At 40.4% G+C, this 22,148-nt stretch carries 21 protein-coding genes, 2 rRNA genes and 1 riboswitch; of the genes, 3 read left to right on the forward strand and 20 right to left on the reverse strand.

Features of this window, described 5'->3' with window-relative positions; all coding sequences use genetic code 11:
- Nucleotides 1-3: 3 nt before the first annotated feature.
- The 5 genes from pcrA to ML543_RS10985 all read right to left on the reverse strand — a co-directional run bounded on the left by pcrA (nt 4) and on the right by ML543_RS10985 (nt 6,572).
- Complete coding sequence (pcrA, locus tag ML543_RS10965) at nt 4-2,208, reverse strand: DNA helicase PcrA (protein WP_243387401.1); 2,205 nt, start codon at nt 2,206-2,208, stop codon at nt 4-6.
- A 58-nt stretch (nt 2,209-2,266) separates the two neighbouring features.
- The gene (gene pcrB, locus ML543_RS10970; protein WP_243387402.1) at nt 2,267-2,956 is read right to left on the reverse strand and encodes a heptaprenylglyceryl phosphate synthase; all 690 of its coding nucleotides are present in this window, start codon (nt 2,954-2,956) and stop codon (nt 2,267-2,269) included.
- A 504-nt stretch (nt 2,957-3,460) separates the two neighbouring features.
- A complete protein-coding gene (locus tag ML543_RS10975) occupies nt 3,461-3,757 on the reverse strand; it encodes a YerC/YecD family TrpR-related protein (RefSeq protein ID WP_243387403.1) in 297 nt (98 codons plus the stop codon).
- 16 nt (nt 3,758-3,773) lie between these two features.
- Nucleotides 3,774-4,796, reverse strand: coding sequence for a DUF3048 domain-containing protein (locus ML543_RS10980; RefSeq protein ID WP_243387404.1), 1,023 nt, complete (start codon nt 4,794-4,796; stop codon nt 3,774-3,776).
- 36 nt (nt 4,797-4,832) lie between these two features.
- Nucleotides 4,833-6,572, reverse strand: a complete 1,740-nt coding sequence (locus ML543_RS10985; RefSeq protein ID WP_243387405.1) for an adenine deaminase C-terminal domain-containing protein — start codon at nt 6,570-6,572, stop codon at nt 4,833-4,835.
- 109 nt (nt 6,573-6,681) lie between these two features.
- On the opposite strand from ML543_RS10985, the gene ML543_RS10990 reads away from it, so the two are divergent.
- Nucleotides 6,682-6,936 carry a YgaP family membrane protein gene (locus ML543_RS10990; RefSeq protein WP_243387406.1) on the forward strand — a complete coding sequence of 85 codons (255 nt, stop codon included), beginning with the start codon at nt 6,682-6,684 and terminating at the stop codon, nt 6,934-6,936.
- An 83-nt stretch (nt 6,937-7,019) separates the two neighbouring features.
- Nucleotides 7,020-7,124, forward strand: a complete 105-nt coding sequence (locus ML543_RS17035; RefSeq protein WP_341482360.1) for an EYxxD motif small membrane protein — start codon at nt 7,020-7,022, stop codon at nt 7,122-7,124.
- Nucleotides 7,125-7,127: 3 nt separating this feature from the next.
- Here the strand turns inward: ML543_RS17035 and purD are convergent, their stop codons facing one another.
- The 13 genes from purD to ML543_RS11055 form a co-directional block, all read right to left on the reverse strand.
- Nucleotides 7,128-8,381 (reverse strand): phosphoribosylamine--glycine ligase, encoded by a 1,254-nt coding sequence (gene purD / locus ML543_RS10995; protein WP_243387407.1) that lies wholly within the window; start codon nt 8,379-8,381, stop codon nt 7,128-7,130.
- A 52-nt stretch (nt 8,382-8,433) separates the two neighbouring features.
- A complete protein-coding gene (gene purH / locus ML543_RS11000; protein WP_243387408.1) occupies nt 8,434-9,966 on the reverse strand; it encodes a bifunctional phosphoribosylaminoimidazolecarboxamide formyltransferase/IMP cyclohydrolase in 1,533 nt (510 codons plus the stop codon).
- A gap of 11 nt (nt 9,967-9,977) precedes the next feature.
- Nucleotides 9,978-10,550 carry a phosphoribosylglycinamide formyltransferase gene (gene purN, locus ML543_RS11005; protein ID WP_243387409.1) on the reverse strand — a complete coding sequence of 191 codons (573 nt, stop codon included), beginning with the start codon at nt 10,548-10,550 and terminating at the stop codon, nt 9,978-9,980.
- Nucleotides 10,550-11,587, reverse strand: coding sequence for a phosphoribosylformylglycinamidine cyclo-ligase (gene purM / locus ML543_RS11010; protein WP_243387410.1), 1,038 nt, complete (start codon nt 11,585-11,587; stop codon nt 10,550-10,552). The genes purN and purM overlap by 1 nt, the downstream gene beginning before the upstream one ends.
- Nucleotides 11,588-11,664: 77 nt before the next feature.
- Nucleotides 11,665-13,077 (reverse strand): amidophosphoribosyltransferase, encoded by a 1,413-nt coding sequence (purF, locus tag ML543_RS11015; RefSeq protein ID WP_243387411.1) that lies wholly within the window; start codon nt 13,075-13,077, stop codon nt 11,665-11,667.
- On the reverse strand, nt 13,053-15,281 hold the full coding sequence (purL, locus tag ML543_RS11020; RefSeq protein WP_243387412.1) for a phosphoribosylformylglycinamidine synthase subunit PurL: 2,229 nt from the start codon (nt 15,279-15,281) through the stop codon (nt 13,053-13,055). The genes purF and purL overlap by 25 nt, the downstream gene beginning before the upstream one ends.
- Nucleotides 15,265-15,948: a phosphoribosylformylglycinamidine synthase subunit PurQ gene (gene purQ / locus ML543_RS11025; RefSeq protein WP_243387413.1), complete on the reverse strand. Its 684-nt coding sequence runs from the start codon at nt 15,946-15,948 to the stop codon at nt 15,265-15,267. The genes purL and purQ overlap by 17 nt, the downstream gene beginning before the upstream one ends.
- Nucleotides 15,945-16,199, reverse strand: coding sequence for a phosphoribosylformylglycinamidine synthase subunit PurS (gene purS / locus ML543_RS11030; protein WP_243387414.1), 255 nt, complete (start codon nt 16,197-16,199; stop codon nt 15,945-15,947). The genes purQ and purS overlap by 4 nt, the downstream gene beginning before the upstream one ends.
- A complete protein-coding gene (gene purC / locus ML543_RS11035; protein ID WP_243387415.1) occupies nt 16,187-16,918 on the reverse strand; it encodes a phosphoribosylaminoimidazolesuccinocarboxamide synthase in 732 nt (243 codons plus the stop codon). Before purC ends, purS begins: the two co-directional genes overlap by 13 nt.
- 67 nt (nt 16,919-16,985) lie before the next feature.
- Complete coding sequence (purB, locus tag ML543_RS11040) at nt 16,986-18,284, reverse strand: adenylosuccinate lyase (protein WP_243387416.1); 1,299 nt, start codon at nt 18,282-18,284, stop codon at nt 16,986-16,988.
- 5 nt (nt 18,285-18,289) lie between these two features.
- On the reverse strand, nt 18,290-19,414 hold the full coding sequence (purK, locus tag ML543_RS11045; protein WP_243387429.1) for a 5-(carboxyamino)imidazole ribonucleotide synthase: 1,125 nt from the start codon (nt 19,412-19,414) through the stop codon (nt 18,290-18,292).
- The gene (purE, locus tag ML543_RS11050) at nt 19,401-19,889 is read right to left on the reverse strand and encodes a 5-(carboxyamino)imidazole ribonucleotide mutase (RefSeq protein ID WP_243387417.1); all 489 of its coding nucleotides are present in this window, start codon (nt 19,887-19,889) and stop codon (nt 19,401-19,403) included. Before purE ends, purK begins: the two co-directional genes overlap by 14 nt.
- A 201-nt stretch (nt 19,890-20,090) precedes the next feature.
- Nucleotides 20,091-20,192, reverse strand: a riboswitch (purine riboswitch).
- A gap of 87 nt (nt 20,193-20,279) precedes the next feature.
- Nucleotides 20,280-20,480 (reverse strand): NETI motif-containing protein, encoded by a 201-nt coding sequence (locus tag ML543_RS11055; protein WP_243387418.1) that lies wholly within the window; start codon nt 20,478-20,480, stop codon nt 20,280-20,282.
- Between the two features lie 189 nt (nt 20,481-20,669).
- On the opposite strand from ML543_RS11055, the gene ML543_RS11060 reads away from it, so the two are divergent.
- A complete protein-coding gene (locus ML543_RS11060) occupies nt 20,670-21,155 on the forward strand; it encodes an ASCH domain-containing protein (RefSeq protein ID WP_243387419.1) in 486 nt (161 codons plus the stop codon).
- Between the two features lie 569 nt (nt 21,156-21,724).
- Here the strand turns inward: ML543_RS11060 and rrf are convergent.
- Nucleotides 21,725-21,837, reverse strand: a 5S ribosomal RNA gene (gene rrf / locus ML543_RS11065).
- Between the two features lie 211 nt (nt 21,838-22,048).
- Nucleotides 22,049-22,148: ribosomal RNA gene (locus ML543_RS11070) — 23S ribosomal RNA — on the reverse strand; the annotation flags it as partial.

Here is a 22,148-nt window from a genome sequence, read left to right on the forward strand (position 1 = left end):
CTCTCACTGAACTTTTTCGATAGGTGCAAATTTCGCTAACAAACGTTTAATCCCAACAGGACTAGGGAATGCAATATCGAGCTCTTTGTCTCCCCCAGATCCTTTTACACTGACGACCGTTCCAATTCCCCATTTTTGGTGCTTTGCCTTATCACCAACGGACCAATCTAATGAGTCTCCTCCTGTGCTTCGTAACTGCGGTCGTGCAAAAGATGGTCTACGCGCAAAAGAGGAAGAAGACTGCTTTTTCTTCACAGGTGACTCATTTTCAATTAGATCGTCAGGAATTTCAGTGATGAATCGTGATTCCGGATTCATATTCGTGCGACCAAATAACGTGCGCATTTGCGCATTTGTTAAAAACAATTGCTCTTCAGCACGCGTAATTCCGACATACGCTAGACGGCGCTCTTCTTCCATTTCCGCCTCTTCCATTAATGAGCGGCTATGTGGAAAGACTCCCTCTTCCATTCCAATTAGGAAGACAACTGGGAACTCTAATCCTTTCGCTGAATGAAGTGTCATTAATACGACTTGATCTTGTTCTTGCTGGTCATCCTCTTTATCTAATTGATCGATATCAGCGATTAAGGCTAAATCTGTTAAAAATGCAACTAAGCTTTTGTCTTCGCTTTGCTTTTCAAAGCTTTGTGTCACGGATAAAAATTCCTCAATATTTTCAAGACGACTTTGGGATTCTAGCGTTTTCTCCTGCTTCAGCATGTCACTATATCCTGTCTTATCAATTAATTCTTCAGCTAGTTCCGTAACAGATAAATAGTCTTGCATTTGCGAAAAATGATTAATCATGTTGCGGAAATCTGTCAACGCATTGATAACTCTTGCACTGACGCCAATTTCTTCAATTTCTTCAATGGCCCGGAACATCGAAATACCGTGTTCTGTCGCATATGCTTGAATTCGATCAACAGACGTTGCCCCTACTCCCCTTTTAGGGACATTAATAATTCGCGTTAAACTGATATCATCATCCGGATTGGCAACAACTCTTAAATAAGCGAGAATATCTTTAATTTCTTTACGATCGTAGAATTTGATTCCGCCAACAATTGTATACTCGATATTGGATTTTAACAGTACTTCCTCCATCACACGAGACTGCGCATTTGTCCGATACAATATAGCGATATCCGAATATTTTCGATTCCCACTTCGAACAAGTTCTTGAATTTTACCGGCTACATATTGAGCTTCACCTTGCTCACTATCCGCACGATAATACGTAATCTTGTTCCCTTCAGCGTTTTCCGTCCACAAATTTTTCGGCTTACGGTTTAAGTTGTTTTGAATGACCTCATTTGCCGCTTGTAAAATACGCTTTGTCGAGCGATAGTTTTGTTCTAATAAAATGACATTTGCATCTTGATAGTCTTTTTCGAAGCTTAAGATGTTGGCAATGTCCGCTCCACGCCAGCGATAAATTGATTGATCTGAATCTCCCACCACACATAAATTTTTAAAGCGAGCCGCCAGCATTTTTACGAGCATATATTGTGCACGGTTCGTATCTTGATACTCATCTACATGAATATACTGGAACTTTCGCTGATAATACTCTAACACTTCCGGAACACGTTGAAATAACTGGATAGTCGACATGATAAGGTCATCAAAATCTAACGATTGGTTTTTAATTAATTTCTTTTGGTAGTCGGTATATATATCACTTACTACCTGCTCCCATTGACTTGCAGCCGCTTTTTTATATTCCTCTGGGGTAATAAGTTCATTTTTCGCCGCACTAATGGAACCTAAAATCGTGCGCGGATCGTTTTTCTTCGGATCTAAATTCCGCTCTTTTAAAATCGACTTGATTACAGACAATTGATCTGAAGTATCTAAAATCGAAAAATTACGGTTAATCCCAATCCGATCAATATCTCGACGCAAAATACGCACACACATAGAGTGGAAAGTTGCAATCCAAATATCTTCAGCGCCTGGCCCTAATAAAGCTTCGATACGCTCCTTCATCTCTCGTGCGGCCTTATTCGTAAATGTAATCGCTAAAATATTCCATGGTGCCACCTGTTTTTCCGCCATCAAATAAGCGATGCGATGAGTTAAAACTCTTGTTTTTCCACTGCCTGCACCCGCCATAATTAAGACCGGTCCATCTGTTAATTTCACTGCTTCCTTTTGCCGTTCATTCAAACCTGAAAGTAATTGTTCAGAAAGAAATTGCAAAAAGACCACCACCTTCATCAAACATACGTTCTTATTTTACCTGATTTATGACAGCGTGTCATACTCCTTTTACTGCTTCCACAGTTTTTAGTGCGGCTTCTAAATCTTCGTAAATCACGTTTCCAACCACTACTGCATCTGCATATTGAGCCATTTCCTTTGCTTGTTCAGCCGTTCTAATGCCACCACCGTAAAATAGCTTCGTCGTTTCAAGGCAACTCTTCGCTTCCTTCACCATCTTGACGTCCCCATATGTTCCGCTATATTCCAAATAGAAGATAGGGAGTTTAAACATGTTTTCCGCCATTCTCGCATATGCCTTTACATCTTCTACATCCAAATCTGTATTGGCTTGTGTGAGCTTAGCCGCTTTGCAGTCACCATTTAAAATACAGTAACCTTCCATCAAGATTTCATCCCAATTCATGAGCTCTCCGTACTCCTTGACAGCATCATGATGGAGTTCTGTAATCCATTTTGTGTTTTGACTATTTAATACAGTCGGAATAAAATACAGATCAAATCCAGGGATGATGGCCTCGCGATTGGACACCTCTAACACACAAGGGACAAGATAACGTCTAATTCTAGCAAGCAAATTTAATACATTATCCTCTGTGACATTATCGCTCCCACCAACGATAACGGCGTCCGTATTGGATTCACAAATTTTCTCAAGCTGTTCATCTGTAATGTCTTTATCTGGATCGAGCTTAAATACATGCTTCCACTCGTTAATATCGTACATACCTTTGTTCCTCCTAATTCTCATACCATTTCATTATTATAACAAAATTACGGTGGGCAAAAAACGACTACAACATACGAAAAACCAGGACAATGCCTGGTTCACGATTCAATGCCTTTATATGAGTTAAACGCTTTTTTTCAAAAGGTCTCCGCTCTTAAAATGTTCTCGTAACGTATTCCTGTTAGTAATAAAATCACCCATTAAAATGAACACAACCCCAACCAGCATCGCCAACGTTCCTACTTACCAAAAGAAGCTTTACAAGCGGGCATTCAAAAGCTTGTGGAAGTGATTGAATATGAAAAAAAGCAGATGATTTAAATCATCTGCTTAGACTGTGAAAAAAATAACTTTGAAGTTTCTATACGATTTCTATAATGCTACAGGCAGACGCTTTCCGCGGGCATTTCCTCTACATTCCTATCAGCCTCTTCGCCCACCATCAGGCTCCTTGTTTGAAGGGTGCCCGCTTTAAATCGTCTCCTTTTTCTTTACTTTCGATTATTTCTTTTCATGGACACGGTCTAACGCCATTGCGTACGCGTCATTTCCGTAATTTAAGCATCGCTTAACACGTGAAATCGTTGCCGTACTTGCACCTGTTTCCGTTTCAATTTTATGATAGGTGTTTCCTTCACGTAACATGCGAGCCACCTCTAAACGTTGAGCGAGTGATTGAATTTCATTAACGGTGCAAAGATCATCAAAAAATCGATAACATTCTTCTAAATCACGTAACGAAAGAACCGCCTCGAACAATTGATCTAATTCTTTTCCACGCAGTTTTTCAATTTGCATGCTCCATTTCTCCTTTTCAACTTTGAGTAAATTTCAACATATTATCTAAATTCGGAACGATGTTAATCCATGTTCGACCTGAAACGAAGGATATCGGATTGTTATCTTGATAAGGCAAAATGCGACCATCAACGTTTCTCCATTCTACTTCGAGCATCTTACCACGTTGAAACAAGTATCCTTTGCCTCCTGCATATACATCAATGCTTCTCCGACCATAATTATCAATAATTTTATGTTCCATTTCAACAACAAAAATATTGTCTATGAGTACAGGTTCATTCGATTCACGATCAATCGTTAATTCTTCCCCACTATATCGCTTATATCGTTCAGAATGATCGTCATATTCATATTGAACCGTCCATGTACTTGACTCGTCGTATTGGACGGTGAATGTCTTCATCTCTTCCCCTTCCAGTGGCTCATCGCTTATCGGAAGCGGGTCAATTCTCTCTGTAAGTGAGTATCCTTTTTGCTCTGCACCGATTGTGATGTTTTCATATGAAATATAAGAATTATGTGGTGCCTTCCTATCTTTGTCACGCCAGAAAAGCGTACCATCATGGAAAAGACCATTCAAGTAGTCTGCCTCACCCGATTGTAACTTTTCATTTGCAGATGGGCTCCATCCATGACTAATATATAGAGCGTCAAACCCATTACTTAAGTCAATATAATAATCTCTTGCGCTCCGAACCGGGCCGATGATATCTGGCTGTTCACTTTGATAAATCGCTAAAAACCGTGTAATATTCCCTTCTGCTAACACTTCATAAATTAAATCTGCTTTGTGTAGTCCAGATTGAGGGCGTGCTTTCGGATGGTTATTGACCATAATAGCGAATGGGCGCACATCTGGTTGCTCCTTCGCTTCTTTACCCGTCAAAGGAAAGGTGAAAACCTCTTGTTCCTCAACAGGCTCTTGTGTTACCGAATCCTCACTCGACTCTTCTTCCTTTACATTGTTTACATCGTTTGAGCAAGCAACCGTTAACCCTACAGCAGCAGTTACCACAGTTAACAAGAGACGTTTCATAAATTCACAACCTTATTTTTAGCCTTCTTTTATATTTTAACGCATTATCGATGGAAAGAGTATCGTTTTTTTCATAACGTCAAAAATCCCTTCCGGTGTGATTCGAATGTATGGAAGATGTGTCGATGAGAAGAATAATAGCGAATAAATAACATCAGAAAATTGATAACCTCTTTCTCTCATCAGTGAATCCAACTTCTTCTCTTCTTCTAAAATGGTTAAGAATTCATTATTAGAGGCAATTCCACTAACACGGAGCGGAATTTCATGTAACACCTCTCCATCCTCAACTAAAACAATTCCTCCACCCAATTCCCTCAGCCGGTTAAACGCTTTCAAAATATCGTTTTTGTCTTTTCCTATTAGTAAAAGATCTCCGGTTGTTGAATATGAGCTCGCAAAGCCTTTCACACCTTTAGCAAACCCTTTGACCATCGTATTAATTCTCCATTTTCCATTACGATCAATTAAAACTAAAAAGCTTTCGTCATGATCGGTCGATAAGGTTGGATAAGAATTATCAATGGTAATTGAATATGGTTCCATAATAACGGCATTGCGCATTTTTAACCCCATTGGCATCGAAAATTGTAAGTCCTCATCTGTTAGACTCCAGTCGATATTTAACGGTTTAATATCATATTTTTCCCAGTCAAATGGCGCAAATGCTTCTTGATTGACCCCATCTTTTTTCACCCATTGACCTTTGGCTAAAACTGATGTTGGGTGAGGGTTGTCTTTTGATGATAAAAAGTTGATGGAAGCCAATCTTCCTGGAGCAATCACACCTAAAAGGGAATCAAGCTTATAATATTTCGCCACATTATACGAGGCCATTTTGTAAGCATCAATCACTGGTACACCTTCATTTATAGCTATTTCAATCGCTTGATTCATCATGCCTTCTTCATAAAAGCTCGGAGTTGATCCGTCTGTCGTAAAAAACATCTCATCATAACGCGTGATGCCAAGGTCCATTATTTCTCGAAGAAGCTTCGGTAAATCTGGTCGAATAGATGAATGTCTTAAAGAAACCGTGTATCCATTCATCAGTCGGTTATACACCTCTTCACCTGTCATTGCTTCGTGATCGCAATCAGCTCCAAACAGTTTCATTTTGGCAAGAGTTCCAAAGGAAGCTCCAGGAAAATGACCTTCTAAACGTTTTCCAGCAGCTTTTGTTTCATTCATCCAGTTTAAGTACAAGTCATCTCCAGCTGACAATTTAGGCCACCCCGTCAATTCTCCTCCTTGAATGACGGCCGGATGCTCGATCCATTCCTTTATGACATCAGGAGCTAAAATTTTCCCTTCTTCTTTCATTTCCGTTTGCAAATCAAAGCGGGCCCACCAATAAAATTGAACAGGCAGTGATTGTAAGCTATCTATATAAGAAAACGCTTTCTTTTTATCGAATTGTAATAACAGTGTTAAATTATCGCACACTAACGTCGTCGTCCCCGATTGCGACACATACTTCGCTAAAGTATGGGGATTATATAACTGAAATGGGTGGGCATGTGGCTCAATGTAACCCGGTACTAAAAAAGTGCCTTCACAATCATACACTTCTGTTTGTGCATTCACTTGCGGCTCTTCAGGCCCAACATAAACAATCCGGTCATTGTGAATCCAAATATGTCCCGTTACCCATTGATTCATGTAAGGGTGTAAAAACGTAGCATGCTTTAGCCATAAAGTTGGTGCTAATTTTTTCGATGCGACATCGACGTGTTGCCGAATTTCGTTCAGTTTCCAATAAGCACGACTTGGCATAAGCACTCCTCCTAAACATTGTTCATTCCTTTTTATGTTAACACATGAACAATATTAACGCATTAAAGAATTTCGCAAGACAAGAATTTGACAAAAAGGAGTGAAGGAAATGCTCAGACCAAATATAGGAATTGTCAACGCCCTTATTCGCATTACCGTCGGACTTACCGCCTTATGCTGGGCTTGTACGAAATATATGAAAACACCTTGGAGAGATTCGCTACTCCTATTCATCATGGCAGCGGCTATGAAAGTGGGAGAAGGAATTTTACGCTTTTGTCCAGTAACCTTCCTTTTTGAAAGTTACATGGATTATGAAGAGGATTACGAAGATGAAGACGCGATGACCTTTAATCCGTCCTGAGGTTTAAGTTTTTTCAGTACAACTAAAAAAGGAGCAAATCCAATCGGATTGCTCCCTTACTTTAATGGAAAGAGGTGCACAAAATGTTTATGGAATTTTTTACGGATATGTCATTTGTCATGGCCATCATCATCGGAAGTATCGTTGCACTATACTACGCCTTTGTCCGAAAAAAACGTCGAACGTAACGACTACAAAGCTCGGTATCCGATGTCTTTTCGATAAAATAGTCCTGCTGTGGACATTTGTTCAAGTTGACGGTATACCTCATCTTTAGCTTCCTTTAAAGACGCTCCAGTAGAAGCCACGAGATAAACGCGGCCACCATCTGATACGAATTGGCCGTTCTCTTCTTTTGTACCCGCATGGAAAATGATATGGTTGGAATTTAGTGGTTGTAAATCTCCAAGTTCAATCCCTTTCTCGTACGCATCTGGATAGCCACAAGCTGCAGCCACTACTCCAAGCACCGCTTCCTCTGACCAACGTAGTTCTACTTCTTGTCCTTTTAAGATAGAAACTAAAACCTCTACGAGATCAGATTGAAGTCTCGGTAACACCACTTGGGTTTCAGGATCTCCAAATCGAGCATTAAATTCAATCACCTTTGGCCCTTCCTCTGTCAAAATTAACCCTGCATATAAAATTCCTGTGAAAGGACGCCCTTCTTGTAACATAGCATGTGCCGTTGGTTGTAAAATTGTTTCAAATGCCGTATCGACAACTTCCTTCGAAATTTGAGGTACTGGTGAATATGCCCCCATGCCACCTGTGTTCGGTCCTTCATCACCATCAAAGGCACGCTTATGATCTTGAGCAATAACCATCGGGTAAACCTTCTGACCATGAACAAAAGCCATGTAAGAGAATTCTTCACCTTTTAAAAATTCCTCAATTACTACAGAAGAGCTAGCATTGCCGAATTTATCATTTTCTAAGTAATCTCTCAATGTTTCGATGGCTTCTTCAACCGTTTCGGCAACGACGACTCCTTTTCCTGCTGCTAAGCCATCTGCTTTAATAACGATTGGTGCCCCCTTATTCTCAACATAACGCTTCGCATCTTCAAATTCTGTAAACGTTTCATAGTCGGCAGTTGGTATTTCGTATTTCTTCATTAAATCTTTCGCAAATGCTTTACTTCCTTCAATTAATGCCGCTTCTTGCGTAGGACCAAAAATCATTAACCCCTCTTTTTGAAATGCATTCACAACGCCATTCATTAAAGGAACTTCCGGTCCGACAATGGTTAAATCCACTTCATTTTCTTTCGCAAATTTCACAAGATTATCCGTATCTAGTTCCGAAATATTTACGATGGTCGCTACTTCTTTCATTCCTGCATTTCCCGGTGCAACATAGACTGTTTGAACGAGAGGACTTTGAGCCACTTTCCATGCGATGGCATGTTCTCTTCCGCCTTTTCCAATAATGAATACGTTCATGTTTTGCACTCCTTCTTTCTTTGTTTCCGTAAACAGTTAGGATTGGAATGGATTAATGCTTGAAATGGCGTACGCCTGTAAAGACCATCGCAATCCCATATTCATCTGCTTTTTGAATCGATTCTTCATCTCGTATTGATCCACCTGGTTGAATAATAGCTGTTACTCCTGCTTTTGCAGCTGCTTCAACCGTATCAGACATCGGGAAAAATGCATCAGATGCAAGAGCACTTCCTTTTGCTTTTTCTCCAGCTTGATCTATGGCAATTTTCGCTGCGCCAACCCGGTTCATCTGACCTGCACCAACTCCGACAGTCATTTCATCTTTTGCGAGGACAATTGCATTTGATTTCACATGCTTTACTACCTTCCAAGCTAACTTAAGGTCTTTCCACTCTTGTTCAGTCGGTTCACGTTTTGTTGGAACGGTAATATTCGCATCCTTTAAGCCGAAATGATCTTCATCTTGAATTAATAATCCGCCGTGTACAGATGTTAATTGTCTTTCCTTCTCTGACGGAGCATTGACATCAAGTGTCAGCAATCGCAAGTTTTTCTTACTTGTTAATATGTCGAGAGCTTCTTGTGTAAAAGAAGGGGCAATAATTATTTCTAAGAAGATTTCATGCATTTTCTCAGCAGTTTCTTTATCTACTTCTCGATTTAGTGCGACAATACCACCGAAGATGGATGTTGAATCTGCTTCGTACGCACGCGTATAAGCTTCAAAAATGGAGCCTCCCGTACCTACACCACATGGATTCATATGCTTGACTGCAACAACAGCCGGCTCATCAAATTCTTTCACGATTTGCAACGCAGCATCTGCGTCTTTAATGTTGTTATAAGAAAGCTCCTTGCCATGCAATTGAATGGCTTCCGTTAAGGAGCTTTTCGGACGAACAGGCTTTTGGTAAAATGTCGCCTCTTGGTGCGGATTTTCACCATATCTTAACGACTGCTTTTTCTCAAAAGTAACGGTGATCGTCTCTAAATCCTTTTCTCCTACTTCATTCGTTAAAAATTCAGCAATCAGAGCGTCATAATGCGCCGTATGACGAAATACTTTGGCGGCAAGTCGTTTTTTCGTTTCTAGTTTTACATCGCTCGTTTCTTTTAGCTCACGTAAGACCACTTCATAATCCGAAGGGTCCACCACGACAACGACATCCTCATGATTCTTAGCTGAAGCTCGGAGCATGGCAGGTCCACCAATATCAATATTTTCAATCGCGTCTTGGAAGGTTGTTCCTTCTTTTGTAATTGTTTCTTTAAATGGGTACAAGTTTACTACGACAATATCAATAGGCTTGATTTGATTTTCTGCCAGTTGTTGCATATGCGCTTCATTGCTTCGAACGGCCAATAATCCACCATGAATCGCAGGATGAAGAGTTTTCACTCGACCATCCATAATTTCTGGAAAGCCTGTTACATCGGAAATCCCTGTAACGTGCACACCGTTCTCTTCTAGTAATTTTTTTGTTCCACCAGTCGATATGACTTCAATTCCTAATTGAACTAATTCGGATACAAATGGGACAATTCCCTCTTTATTCGATACGCTAACAAGAGCTCTCTTCATTTTCTTTCACCTCAATTACTAGACTTTAACAATTTCTGAATGACAGAAGGATAAAAAACGTGTTCTACGTCATGGATTTTTTGTGCCAATGATTCAATCGTTTCTCCTTGTTCAACTTCAACAGCCTTTTGAGCAATAATAGGTCCCGTATCCATCCCTTCATCTACATAGTGGATGGTTACTCCAGTAATACGAACACCTGCAGTAAGTGCTTGCTCCATCGCATTCTTCCCCGGAAAAGACGGAAGAAGCGAAGGGTGAATATTTATTATTTTTCCTTCGAAGGATTGTAGTAACGTTGGTCCAATTAATCGCATATAACCAGCTAACACGATAAGATCAATATGATTTTTGTGAAGTCGCTCTAGGATTTCACCTTCAAAATGTTTTTTACTCTCGTATTCTTTCGGATCAAACACGAACGTTTCTAATTGTTCTTTTTTAGCACGTTCAATAACCTTTGCTCCGATGCGATCACAGACAACAAGACCAACTTCAGCTTCAAGCTTCCCAGCCTTTATATGATCGACAATAGATTGAAAGTTCGACCCGTTTCCTGAGGCGAAAATAGCAATTCTCTTCATTACAACTCTCCTCCGCCAAATGTGACGCCCTCACCCTTTTTGACTCGACCAATAATGAATGCTTTCTCTCCGTTTTCTTCTAAAGCTTCAATTGCTTTTGGCATATCATCTTCCGGCACAGCTAAGACAAATCCAATTCCCATATTAAATACTTCGAACATTTCTTTACGCTCAATAGACCCCTTCTCTTCAATAAATGAGAATATCGGTGGAATCGGCCAAGAGCCGTAATCAATTTCAGCCCCTAATCCTTCAGGCATCATTCGTGGAATGTTTTCAATGAATCCTCCACCTGTAATATGCGCCATTCCGTGAATATCACATTTTTTTAACGCTTGTAATACAGGATTGACATAAATTTTCGTCGGAGTTAAGAGTTCATATCCTAATTTTTGCTGGAACGGCTCGTACACATCTTGTAAGTTTAATTGATGGTCTTCTAGTAATATCTTTCGAACTAGTGAGAATCCGTTAGAATGAATTCCAGATGAAGATAGGCCGATTAGTAAGTCCCCTTCTTTTATTTTCTCTCCAGTGACGATTTGTGATTTTTCAACGACACCTACTGCAAATCCAGCGATGTCGTATTCATTTTCGTCATAAACACCAGGCATTTCAGCGGTTTCTCCTCCTATTAGTCCGCACCCTGCCTGCTCGCAGCCGTCTGCAACACCTTTTACAATCTGTTCGATTTTCTCAGGTTCTGCCTTTCCAACACCTAAATAATCAAGAAAAAATAGTGGTTCAGCTCCTTGCGCTAATATATCATTGACACACATTGCAACGGCATCTATCCCGATCGTATCGTGTTGATTCATTTGAAATGCAAGCTTTAATTTCGTCCCGACTCCATCTGTTCCAGAAACGAGAACAGGTTCCTTATAGGGTAAAGATGATAAGTCAAACATGCCGCCAAAACCGCCGAGCGTCCCCATCACACCTAGTCGATTTGTTTTGGCCACATGCTTTTTCATGCGAGCAACTGCTTCGTATCCTGCATGTATATCTACTCCCGCCTCTTTATATGCTTTGGACATATTCATCCTCCTAGCTGATTATTAAACCGATAAAAATCATCAGTGGGGGATAAACCTCCACTGACGTTATTAACAAATTACTCTTTTTCATGCGGTAATACAGTATCTTCATAAATATCAGTTGGATATTTTCCAGTAAAGCACGCCATGCATTGGCCTCTGAATTCTCCATCATACGTACGACCAATTCCATCTAAAAGCCCCTCATTCGATAAAAAGGCTAAACTATCCGCTCCAATGACTTGACGTATTTCTTCCACTGAGTGAGAAGATGCAATCAACTCTTCATGAGTCGAAGTATCGATTCCATAAAAGCATGGATTCGCAATAGGGGGCGAGCTTATCCGAACATGAACTTCCGTTGCTCCAGCTTCCCTTAACATATTGACGATTCGTTTCGAAGTAGTTCCGCGAACGATGGAATCATCGACCATCACAACCCGCTTTCCTTCCACTACTTTTCGTACAGGTGATAATTTCATCTTTACTCCTTGTTCTCGTAGGGATTGAGAGGGTTGAATAAAAGTACGTCCAACATACCGGTTTTTAATAAGCCCGAGTTCATACGGAATACCAGACTCTTCTGCAAAGCCGATCGCAGCCGAAATACTAGAGTCTGGTACACCCGTTACAACATCCGCTTCAATCGGAGCTTCTAACGCGAGCTTCTTCCCGAGATTTTTTCTCGCTGTATGCACATTGATTCCTTCAATATTACTATCAGGTCTTGAAAAATAAATAAATTCCATCGAGCAAATGGCACGATTAATATTTTTTGAGAATCTCTCGCTTCTTAAACCTTCATCATCGATAATTAATAATTCTCCTGGTTCTACATCTCGCTCATATTCCGCTCCAATGACATCAAACGCACATGTCTCAGAAGCGACAACATACGCATCACCCAATCGCCCAATGGACAGAGGACGAAGACCATTCGGATCAAGAGCAACCATCATTTCCGTTTCCGTCATAATCAGAAATGCATAGGCACCTTTAATCATTTGCAGGGCATTTTTCACTTTATCCTTTAATGAAGAATACCCGCTTCGCTTAATTAAATGAGCGAGCACTTCCGTGTCCGAAGTCGATTGAAAGATACTTCCTTGATTCTCTAACTGATGCTTTAAACCAGACGCATTTACTAAATTTCCATTATGCGCTAAAGCAAGGCTTCCGTTTTGAGAACGGAATAGAAGCGGTTGAACATTCGCATATCCACCACCACCAGCTGTTGCATAGCGGACGTGCCCAATTGCTGCCTTTCCGATTAAATCATTTAACTGCCCTTGAGCAAATACTTCAGAGACTAATCCAAGCCCTTTATAACCTACAAGCTTTTCTCCGTCGGAAACGACAATTCCTGCTCCTTCTTGACCACGATGTTGGAGGCTATGCAATCCATAGTAAGTAATTTGGGCAGCGTCTCGGTGTCCCCAGACACCGAAAACGCCGCACTCTTCATTTAGCCCCTTGATTTCAGCAAGCATGGAATAGCTCCTTTCCAAGCACGCTCCAGTTCAAGAGCTGTCGCTTTGATTAGCTCTTCACCAGATTCATGCTTTACGTTTAATTCTCCATCCTTTGTTACCGTTCCGATTTGCTTTGCATCCACTAGTTGTTCAAAATCTTTTTGATGCTCACGCTTGATGGAAACAACAATGCGAGATTGAGATTCACCAAATAATGCAGCAGCAACCTCACCCGAAATTTCCACAGATGCTCCTAGACCAGCTGTTCCGATCATACTTTCCGCTAACGCAACTGCTAGACCACCTTCAGCTACGTCATGAGCCGATTGAACGAATCCTTGTTGGATTGCTGCTAACAGTTGTGTTAACTGACTTTTCTCAACTTCTAAATCAATGGCTGGTGCTTGGCCAAAGATTTTTCCTTCTAACATTTTTTGCAGTTCACTACCGCCGAATTCCGGTTTCGATTCACCGATTAAATAAATGAGGTCTCCTTCTTCTTTAAATGACTGAGTAGTAATATGGGAAAGGTCTTCAATTAACCCCACCATCCCTACAACAGGTGTTGGATAAACTGCTGTACCATTCGTTTCGTTGTATAAAGAAACATTTCCACCGATAACCGGTGTATCTAATTGACGGCAAGCCTCACTCATTCCATCAACCGATTTTTCAATCTGCCAAAAGATCTCCGGTTTTTCAGGATTCCCAAAATTCAAACAATCCGTAATAGCTAATGGCATAGCTCCAGAACAAACGATGTTTCTTGCTGCTTCAGCAACAGCAATTTTTCCGCCCATTTCCGGATCAAGATAAAGGTAACGAGAATTACAATCGGTTGTCATCGCAAGTGCTTTGTTTGTTTCGCGAATGCGGATAACTGCCGCATCTGATCCAGGGGATACGACCGTGTTTGTCCGTACCATATAATCATACTGATCGTACACCCACTCTTTACTTGCAATGGTCGGTTGCTGAAGCAATTGAAGTAATGTCTCCTTGTAGTTTTCAATGTTCGGTTGATATGGTGCCATTTCCTTAAATTCTCGATAATAGGCTGGTTCTACAGATGGTTTATGATACACTGGTGCGTCCTCTGCTAATGCATCAACCGGAATTTCTGCAACAACCTCACCCTTATGGAATAATCGAAGCATTTTATCATCTGTTACTTTCCCAATCGCAACAGCTTCAAGATTATATTTCTCAAATAAGTCAATAATCTCTTGTTCACGACCTTTTTCAATGACAAGTAACATACGTTCCTGTGATTCAGATAACATCATCTCATACGGAGTCATTCCAAGTTCTCGCTGTGGAACGAGGTCTAAGTTCATTTCAATTCCAGATCCCGCTTTACTTGCCATTTCAGCAGAGGAGCTTGTTAACCCAGCTGCTCCCATGTCTTGAATCCCAACTAACGCATCTGACTTAATAACCTCTAAGCAAGCTTCAAGTAATAACTTCTCCATAAAAGGGTCCCCAACTTGAACAGCCGGACGCTTTTCATCGGATTCATCCGTTAGCTCCTCAGAAGCAAATGTTGCACCATGAATACCGTCACGACCAGTTTTTGCCCCCACATACATGACAGTATTTCCGACACCTTTTGCTTGCCCTTTCTTAATATCTTCATGATTAATCAGTCCGACACACATTGCATTTACAAGTGGATTGCCTTCATAAGAAGGATCGAATTGCACCTCTCCCCCTACCGTCGGGATTCCAATACAGTTACCATACCCCGCAATTCCTGCGACAACTTCTTCAAATAAATATTTCACACGCGGGGAGGTAAGCTCTCCAAATCGTAAAGAGTTTAATAAAGCTACAGGGCGAGCCCCCATTGAGAATACATCACGAATAATACCACCAACACCTGTTGCTGCCCCTTGATAAGGCTCAATCGCAGAAGGATGGTTATGACTTTCTATTTTAAAAACTACAGCTTGTTGATCGCCAATATCGACGATACCCGCTCCTTCTCCCGGTCCTTGCAGTACACGTTCCCCTGAAGTAGGAAACTTTTTTAATACAGGTTTTGAATTTTTATAACTACAGTGCTCTGACCACATAACCGAGAAAATCCCGATTTCTGTATAGTTCGGTAAACGACCTAAAATTTTTTCAATTAGGGCGAACTCTTCATCACTAACGCCCATTTGTTGATAAATTTTTTCTTCCTTAATCATTTGAGATGATGGTTCAAGCATTAGTGACATGAGCTTCCCTCCAACTTTTCACAATTGATTTGAATAATTTTAAGCCATCTGCACTTCCTAGTAGATTATCTACTGCACGCTCTGGATGTGGCATCATTCCTAATACATTCCCTTGTTCATTGACAATACCCGCAATGTTTTGCAAACTACCATTTGGGTTATCTTCATACGTAAAGACAATTTGATTATTCTCAATCAACTTCGTGAGTGTTTGTTCATCACAATAATAGTTTCCTTCGCCATGAGCAATCGGAATCGTAATGCGCTCACCTTCTTCATAAAGAGAGGAGAACATCGTATTCGCATTCTGAACGCGTAATGTTACCGGACGACACATGAACTTAAGGTTTTCATTTCGACGCATCGCTCCTGGTAGTAGTCCGACTTCAAGTAAAATTTGAAATCCATTACAAACGCCTAATACGGGCTTTCCTTCCTTTGCAGCTTTTACAACCTCTTTCATTACATTGGCAAAGCGAGCAATGGCACCTGATCGTAGGTAGTCCCCGTATGAAAATCCACCCGGAAGAAGAATCCCATCATATTGGCTTAAATCCGTCGCATCATGCCAAACGTATTCTACTTCCTCGCCTAATTCATCTTTAATCGCATGAAACATGTCAACATCACAATTCGATCCTGGAAAGACGATTACCGCGAATTTCACTGCGCGACTACCTCCTCAATCTCATATCGGTAGTCTTCAATCACTGGGTTAGCCAGTAACTTATCGCACATTTCTTTTACCTTGTCCTCAACGTTTTTATCCGTTTCTTCGATTAGAAGTTCCATGTACTTTCCAATGCGAACATCTTGAACTTCTGTATAATTCATAGAATGTAAAGAACCTTTTACCGCGTTCCCTTGTGGATCTAAAACACTTTCGCGTAATGTCACATAAACTTTTACTTTGTACATGGTTTGTTTCCTCCTAATCGATTTAAAATTTCTTCATAAGCTTCTGTTAGCGAGCCAATATCTCGTCTGAAGACATCTTTATCAAGCTTTTCTTTCGTATGGATATCCCAAAGTCGACAAGTGTCAGGGGAGATTTCATCTGCAAGTAACAATGTTCCATCTTCTGTTACACCAAATTCTAATTTAAAATCTACTAATTCTACATTGAATTGATTAAAATATTCGGTTAAAACTTCATTCACTTTGAAAGCAATGTTTTCAATGGCTTGAAGTTGTTCTTTCGTTGCAATCTTTAATAGATCAATATGCGCCTCATTGATTAGCGGGTCTCCTAAGTCATCATTTTTGTAGTAATATTCGATGACCGACTTTTCTAATTTCGTCCCCTCTTCAATTCCAAGTCGCTTAGACAAGCTCCCTGCAGCGATATTACGAACGACTACTTCAAGAGGAATAATCGAAACACGCTTAACTAGTTGCTCATGCTCAGACACTCGTTCAATAAAATGAGTGGGAATCCCAAATTCTTTTAACTTCGCGAATAAAAGACAAGAAATTTCATTATTTAGTCGGCCTTTGCCTTCAATCTCCGCTTTTTTTTCTCCGTTAAAAGCTGTAGCTGCGTTTTTATAAGAGACCAGAAAAACATTGGAATCGTCTGTCTCATAAATTCGTTTCGCTTTTCCTTCGTAGAGTAATGAACCAACTTGAACATTCATGTATGAAATCCCCCTAAAGACGGAATATTGGCAATATTAAGGTTGAAATAGAGGCAGTACGCCACCTCTATTCAGTTAATCCGCAACGCTCGAAAATAACATCAACGTTTTTCAGATGATATTGGTAATCAAAGCAATCATCAATATCTTCTTTCGATAAACGACTCGTAATCTTATCTTCCGCTTCAATAAGCTGACGGAACGGAACTTGAAGCTCCCATGCTTCCATTGCTTTAGGTTGAACGAGGTCATATGCTTCTTCACGTGTCATCCCCGTATTAATTAATGCTAATAACACACGTTGAGAATAAATGAGTCCGAGTGTTTTATCCATGTTACGTTTCATGTTTTCTTCAAACACCGTTAAGTTCTTCACGATGTTCCCAAAACGATTCAGCATATAATTAAGAGCGATGGTTACATCAGGTAAAATGATTCGTTCAGCCGAAGAATGGGAAATATCACGTTCATGCCATAATGGAACATTTTCGTAGGCTGTCATCATCATTCCACGAACAACTCGTGCAATCCCTGTCATATTCTCAGATCCTATTGGGTTACGTTTATGTGGCATGGCAGAAGACCCTTTTTGCCCTTTCGCAAAAAATTCTTCTACTTCACGAGTTTCACTTTTTTGAAGACCGCGGATTTCGACAGCAAACTTTTCAATAGATGTAGCAATTAGTGCTAGTGTTGCCACATACTCAGCGTGGCGATCACGTTGTAACGTTTGGGTAGAAATAGGTGCCGCTTTTAATCCAAGTTTTTCGCAAACATACTGCTCAACAAACGGGTCAATGTTTGCATATGTTCCAACAGCTCCGGAAATTTTACCGACTTCAATTTCCTCTTTTGCACGTTTGAAACGTTCTAAATTACGTTTCATTTCTTCATACCAAAGCGCCATTTTCAAACCAAAGGTTGTCGGCTCAGCATGTACGCCATGAGTACGTCCCATCATCACGGTATATTTATGCTCAAGCGCCTTGTTCTTTAAAATTTCAACAAAATTTTCGATATCTTTTAGAAGAATATCATTGGCTTGCTTAAGGAGATAAGATAGAGCTGTATCAACTACATCTGTTGACGTTAGACCGTAATGCACCCATTTTCGTTCTTCGCCTAATGTTTCAGAAACCGCTCGTGTAAAAGCAACAACGTCATGTCGAGTTTCTTCTTCAATTTCTTTAATTCGGTTAATATCAAAGGAGGCATTCTCACGAAGTTTTTGGACATCCTCTTTTGGAATCACACCTAACTCTGCCCAAGCCTCACAAGCTAAAATTTCAACCTCTAACCATGCTTGAAAGCGATTTTCTTCCGTCCAAATCGCACCCATTTCAGGTCTAGTGTAACGTTCAATCATTCCCATTACCTCCAAATGTTCGATTCGTCTAATTGCTTCTTTAGCGCGTGAATATCTTTCGCAAAAAATGTCATGTGCCCCATTTTTCGATTCTTTTTCGCTTCTTTTTTCCCGTATAAATATAATTTGCCGTTCTCAAGCAACTCTATCTGGTTCATCGCTTCCTGTAAGTGTTGTCCTAGTATATTGACCATTATTCCATCATGGAGAAGAATCGTTTTTTGTAATGGAAGACCACAAATCGCTCGAATATGTTGCTCAAATTGGCTAACATTGCACAAATCTAGCGTGTAATGCCCTGAATTGTGTGGACGAGGAGCCAATTCATTAATGTAAATCTCACCGTTTGCCACAAACATCTCCACTGCAAGTGTCCCTACTAAATTAACTTTTTCAGCTATTTTTATGGCTGCTTCAGTTGCATTTTGGATGAGATCATTCTCACACCTTGCCGGAATAATACTCTGGTGTAAGATATTATTCACATGGATATTTTCCGCAACAGGGAATGTTGTTATCTCCCCTTTTACGCTCCTCGTAACAATAACAGAAATCTCCATATCAAAAGATATCCATTTTTCTAGTACACAACGTCCGCTTTCAAGTAAGGACTTCGCCTGTTGGATATCTTCCAATTGTTTGATAACACTTTGACCTTTCCCATCGTAGCCTCCGCGGCATGTTTTTAAAACTGCTGGAAGCCCGATGTCCTTCACTGCCAATAATAGCTCTTCTTCACTTTCGACAATGTGGAAAGGAGCTACTTTAGCACCAATCTGAACCATCGCTTCTTTTTCCGTTTGACGATCTTGCGTCAATGAAAGTAGTTCGCTTCCTTGAGGTAGATAGGCATTCTTCTCAAGCCACTGTAGTGCATCATAGTCAATATTCTCAAACTCATATGTGATGATGTCGCTCATTTTTGCCAACTGCTGTACCGCTTCCAAATCATCGTAAGCAGCCGTTACTTCATAGTCACTAATTTGACCACAAGGGCTATTGTGTGTCGGATCTAAAACTGCCACTTCATACCCCATGTTTTTTGCAGCAATCGCCATATATCTTCCGAGCTGCCCACCACCGATAATCCCAATTGTTTGTCCAGGTTGTATCTGCTTAAACAAGCTGATCACTACTTTCTAAAACTGATGTTCGGATTTTTTCCCGGCGTTCTTCAAGAGTTTGATACACCGCTTGATCTTCAATTGAGATGATTTGGGCTGCTAAAAGACCTGCATTGGTAGCTCCTGCTTTTCCAATTGCCACCGTTGCAACGGGTACACCACCGGGCATTTGAACAATCGATAGTAAAGAGTCAAGACCATTTAGAGTACTTGACTTTACCGGTACACCAATTACAGGTAACGTCGTTTTGGCAGCGACCATTCCAGGCAGATGTGCCGCTCCACCTGCCCCGGCAATAATTACCTTTATCCCACGACCTCTTGCCTTCTCTGCATATTCAAACATAAAGTCTGGTGTTCGATGAGCAGATACCACTTGTTTTTCATATGGAATATTTAGTTCATCCAGCACTTCACAACTATGCCGCATCGTCTCCCAATCTGATGTGCTCCCCATTATTACGCCTACAACTGGCTTCATGCTGCTCCCCCTTTTGCTTAGCTTAGAATCAATCTATATTAAAAAACGCATAACAATCAAAAAGGTACAGAACGGGCAACTAAATAGGGGTAAAATCGTATTGGATTTGCGAAAAAATAGAAAAAGCCCGTTCTGTATTTTCCCTCATATAAAGGAAAGTAATACAAACCGGGCATAGAACATACGAATGCTCAATGTCAGGCACAAATTACTTTCCCCCATAGTCCAACAATTTACGGTCGTTGGGTAGAGACTTTTGGGCCGTATTCCCAAGATTATATGAGGTACTGGTATTGCGATATTTAATTCATCTTCATCTTAACAATGTTTGGATACTGTGTCAACGGAATATCGAACAATATTTAATTTATTATAAATAATGTTCGTGTTTTACGTTAATTTCCCTTCGAAAACAATTTTTCGTCCGAATGGTACCACTTCTACGACACCGTCTACAATTTCTTCCTTAAAAATCGGTTCTTCCATTCTTCTAATAGGGAAATATCCTTCCTCTTTCATCCGTGTCAAACACTCGTCTATTGATTCGTTCTCCTGTACTTCGAACCTACGCTTATTTGGTTTTTTACTCATACAATAAATCCTTCCTTACTCTTTCAACACATCTGTACTCACATTGTAGATGATTTTCACATGAAAGAAAAGGGCAGGAAGTTGCCACATTCATCTAAACTTAGTTACAAATGAAGATTTAAACATTTTTTCAAAATATTTGGTATGATTAAATTACAAAAGATTCTTAGTATTCAATGGGGTGAAATTATGAACAAAGAGGCACTTACGTATTGGGAAAAGTACTGGGAAAAGCAAGAGCAATTGAAGCCAGAAGTCCCTGTCAGCGCTTGGCAATTTGGCGCGAACCCAGATCATCTTGCTCAATTAGTGATAGATGGGATTAAGACCGCTACTTGCTCAGGCTATATTTTTTATGAGATGGAGAATGAACCTTTGCCTACAACAGGAGAATATAACATCATTTTAAACAGTCAAGATGAGCCTGTTGCCATTATTAGAACGACTGATGTACAAATCCTACCAATGAATGAGGTACCTGAAGAATTTGCCATTGCAGAAGGTGAAGGTGATCGTACTTATGAATATTGGTATACCTCACATAAAGAGTTTTTTACCATTGAATTGAACAAAGTCGGTAAAACATTTTCTGACGATATGCTAGTAGTTTGTGAACGTTTTGAGTTAGTTGATGTGAAACAGAAAGATGAGAAAATGAACAACTACACCAAATAATTTTTAGGAAGAGTAAGTAGCTTTGAAATAAGTGTTTGGAATATAGGAAGTGGAACCAATGCGTAATGTTTGATGATGCATCCATACGGACGTCGGATAGATATGGGAGTAACATGCTCGATGGTTTATTAAACCGAAGATAACGTTACAGCTTTTGGTTCTGAAGACCATTTTTGTTGGAGAATGAAGAAAGCTTTGAGTTTTGTGTAGAAGAGTTAAATAATCGAACAATTTACGTTTTGACCTAAATGTAATACAGTTGAAATTGTATGATATTAAAGTTGGCTGAGGGGTAAGAGAAAATACTCCTCCCCTCGCATTTGACACAGATCGTTTTATTATTTTTGCAAAGTTAAGAAAAGCGCAAAGCGCAAGTCCTTAGGCAAAGGGCGCTGGAGGACCTGCGAGGAGGCTTTCGTCGCCACAGCAGGGCCGAAACGACCCGAGCTGATGGCGCTTGGAGCTAGACACCAAAAAAACGGTAAAGAGAATACTTTAACACTTTATTGAACTTTAACTTTCTGTAACAAAAAAAAGAGTAGCCCATTCGCTACTCTTTCGTTTCTCTTGCCTGGCAGCGTCCTACTCTCACAGGGAAACCCCAACTACCATCGGCGCTGAAGAGCTTAACTTCCGTGTTCGGTATGGGAACGGGTGTGACCTCTTCGCTATCGCCACCAGACAATATGTTTTCGGCTTTCGATAAGCTGCGCATTTCTTTGTCACCTTCGGTCGTTCACATCCTCACGTACGCTTGTACGCTCCGGCGCTCTCTTCCTCGGTTCCTCGAACTGCTTGCTTCTCAAAACCCTTTTCTTTTTCATATGGTTTGAAAGAAGATTATTCTTTCAAAACTAGATAACGTGTTCACTGAAATCAATCAACTGATTGAATAGGTTAAGTCCTCGATCGATTAGTATCCGTCAGCTCCATGTGTCACCACACTTCCACCTCGGACCTATCAACCTGATCATCTTTCAGGGATCTTACTCA

It is taken from the genome of Bacillus kexueae, assembly GCF_022809095.1.
GTDB lineage: Bacteria > Bacillota > Bacilli > Bacillales > Aeribacillaceae > Bacillus_BZ > Bacillus_BZ kexueae.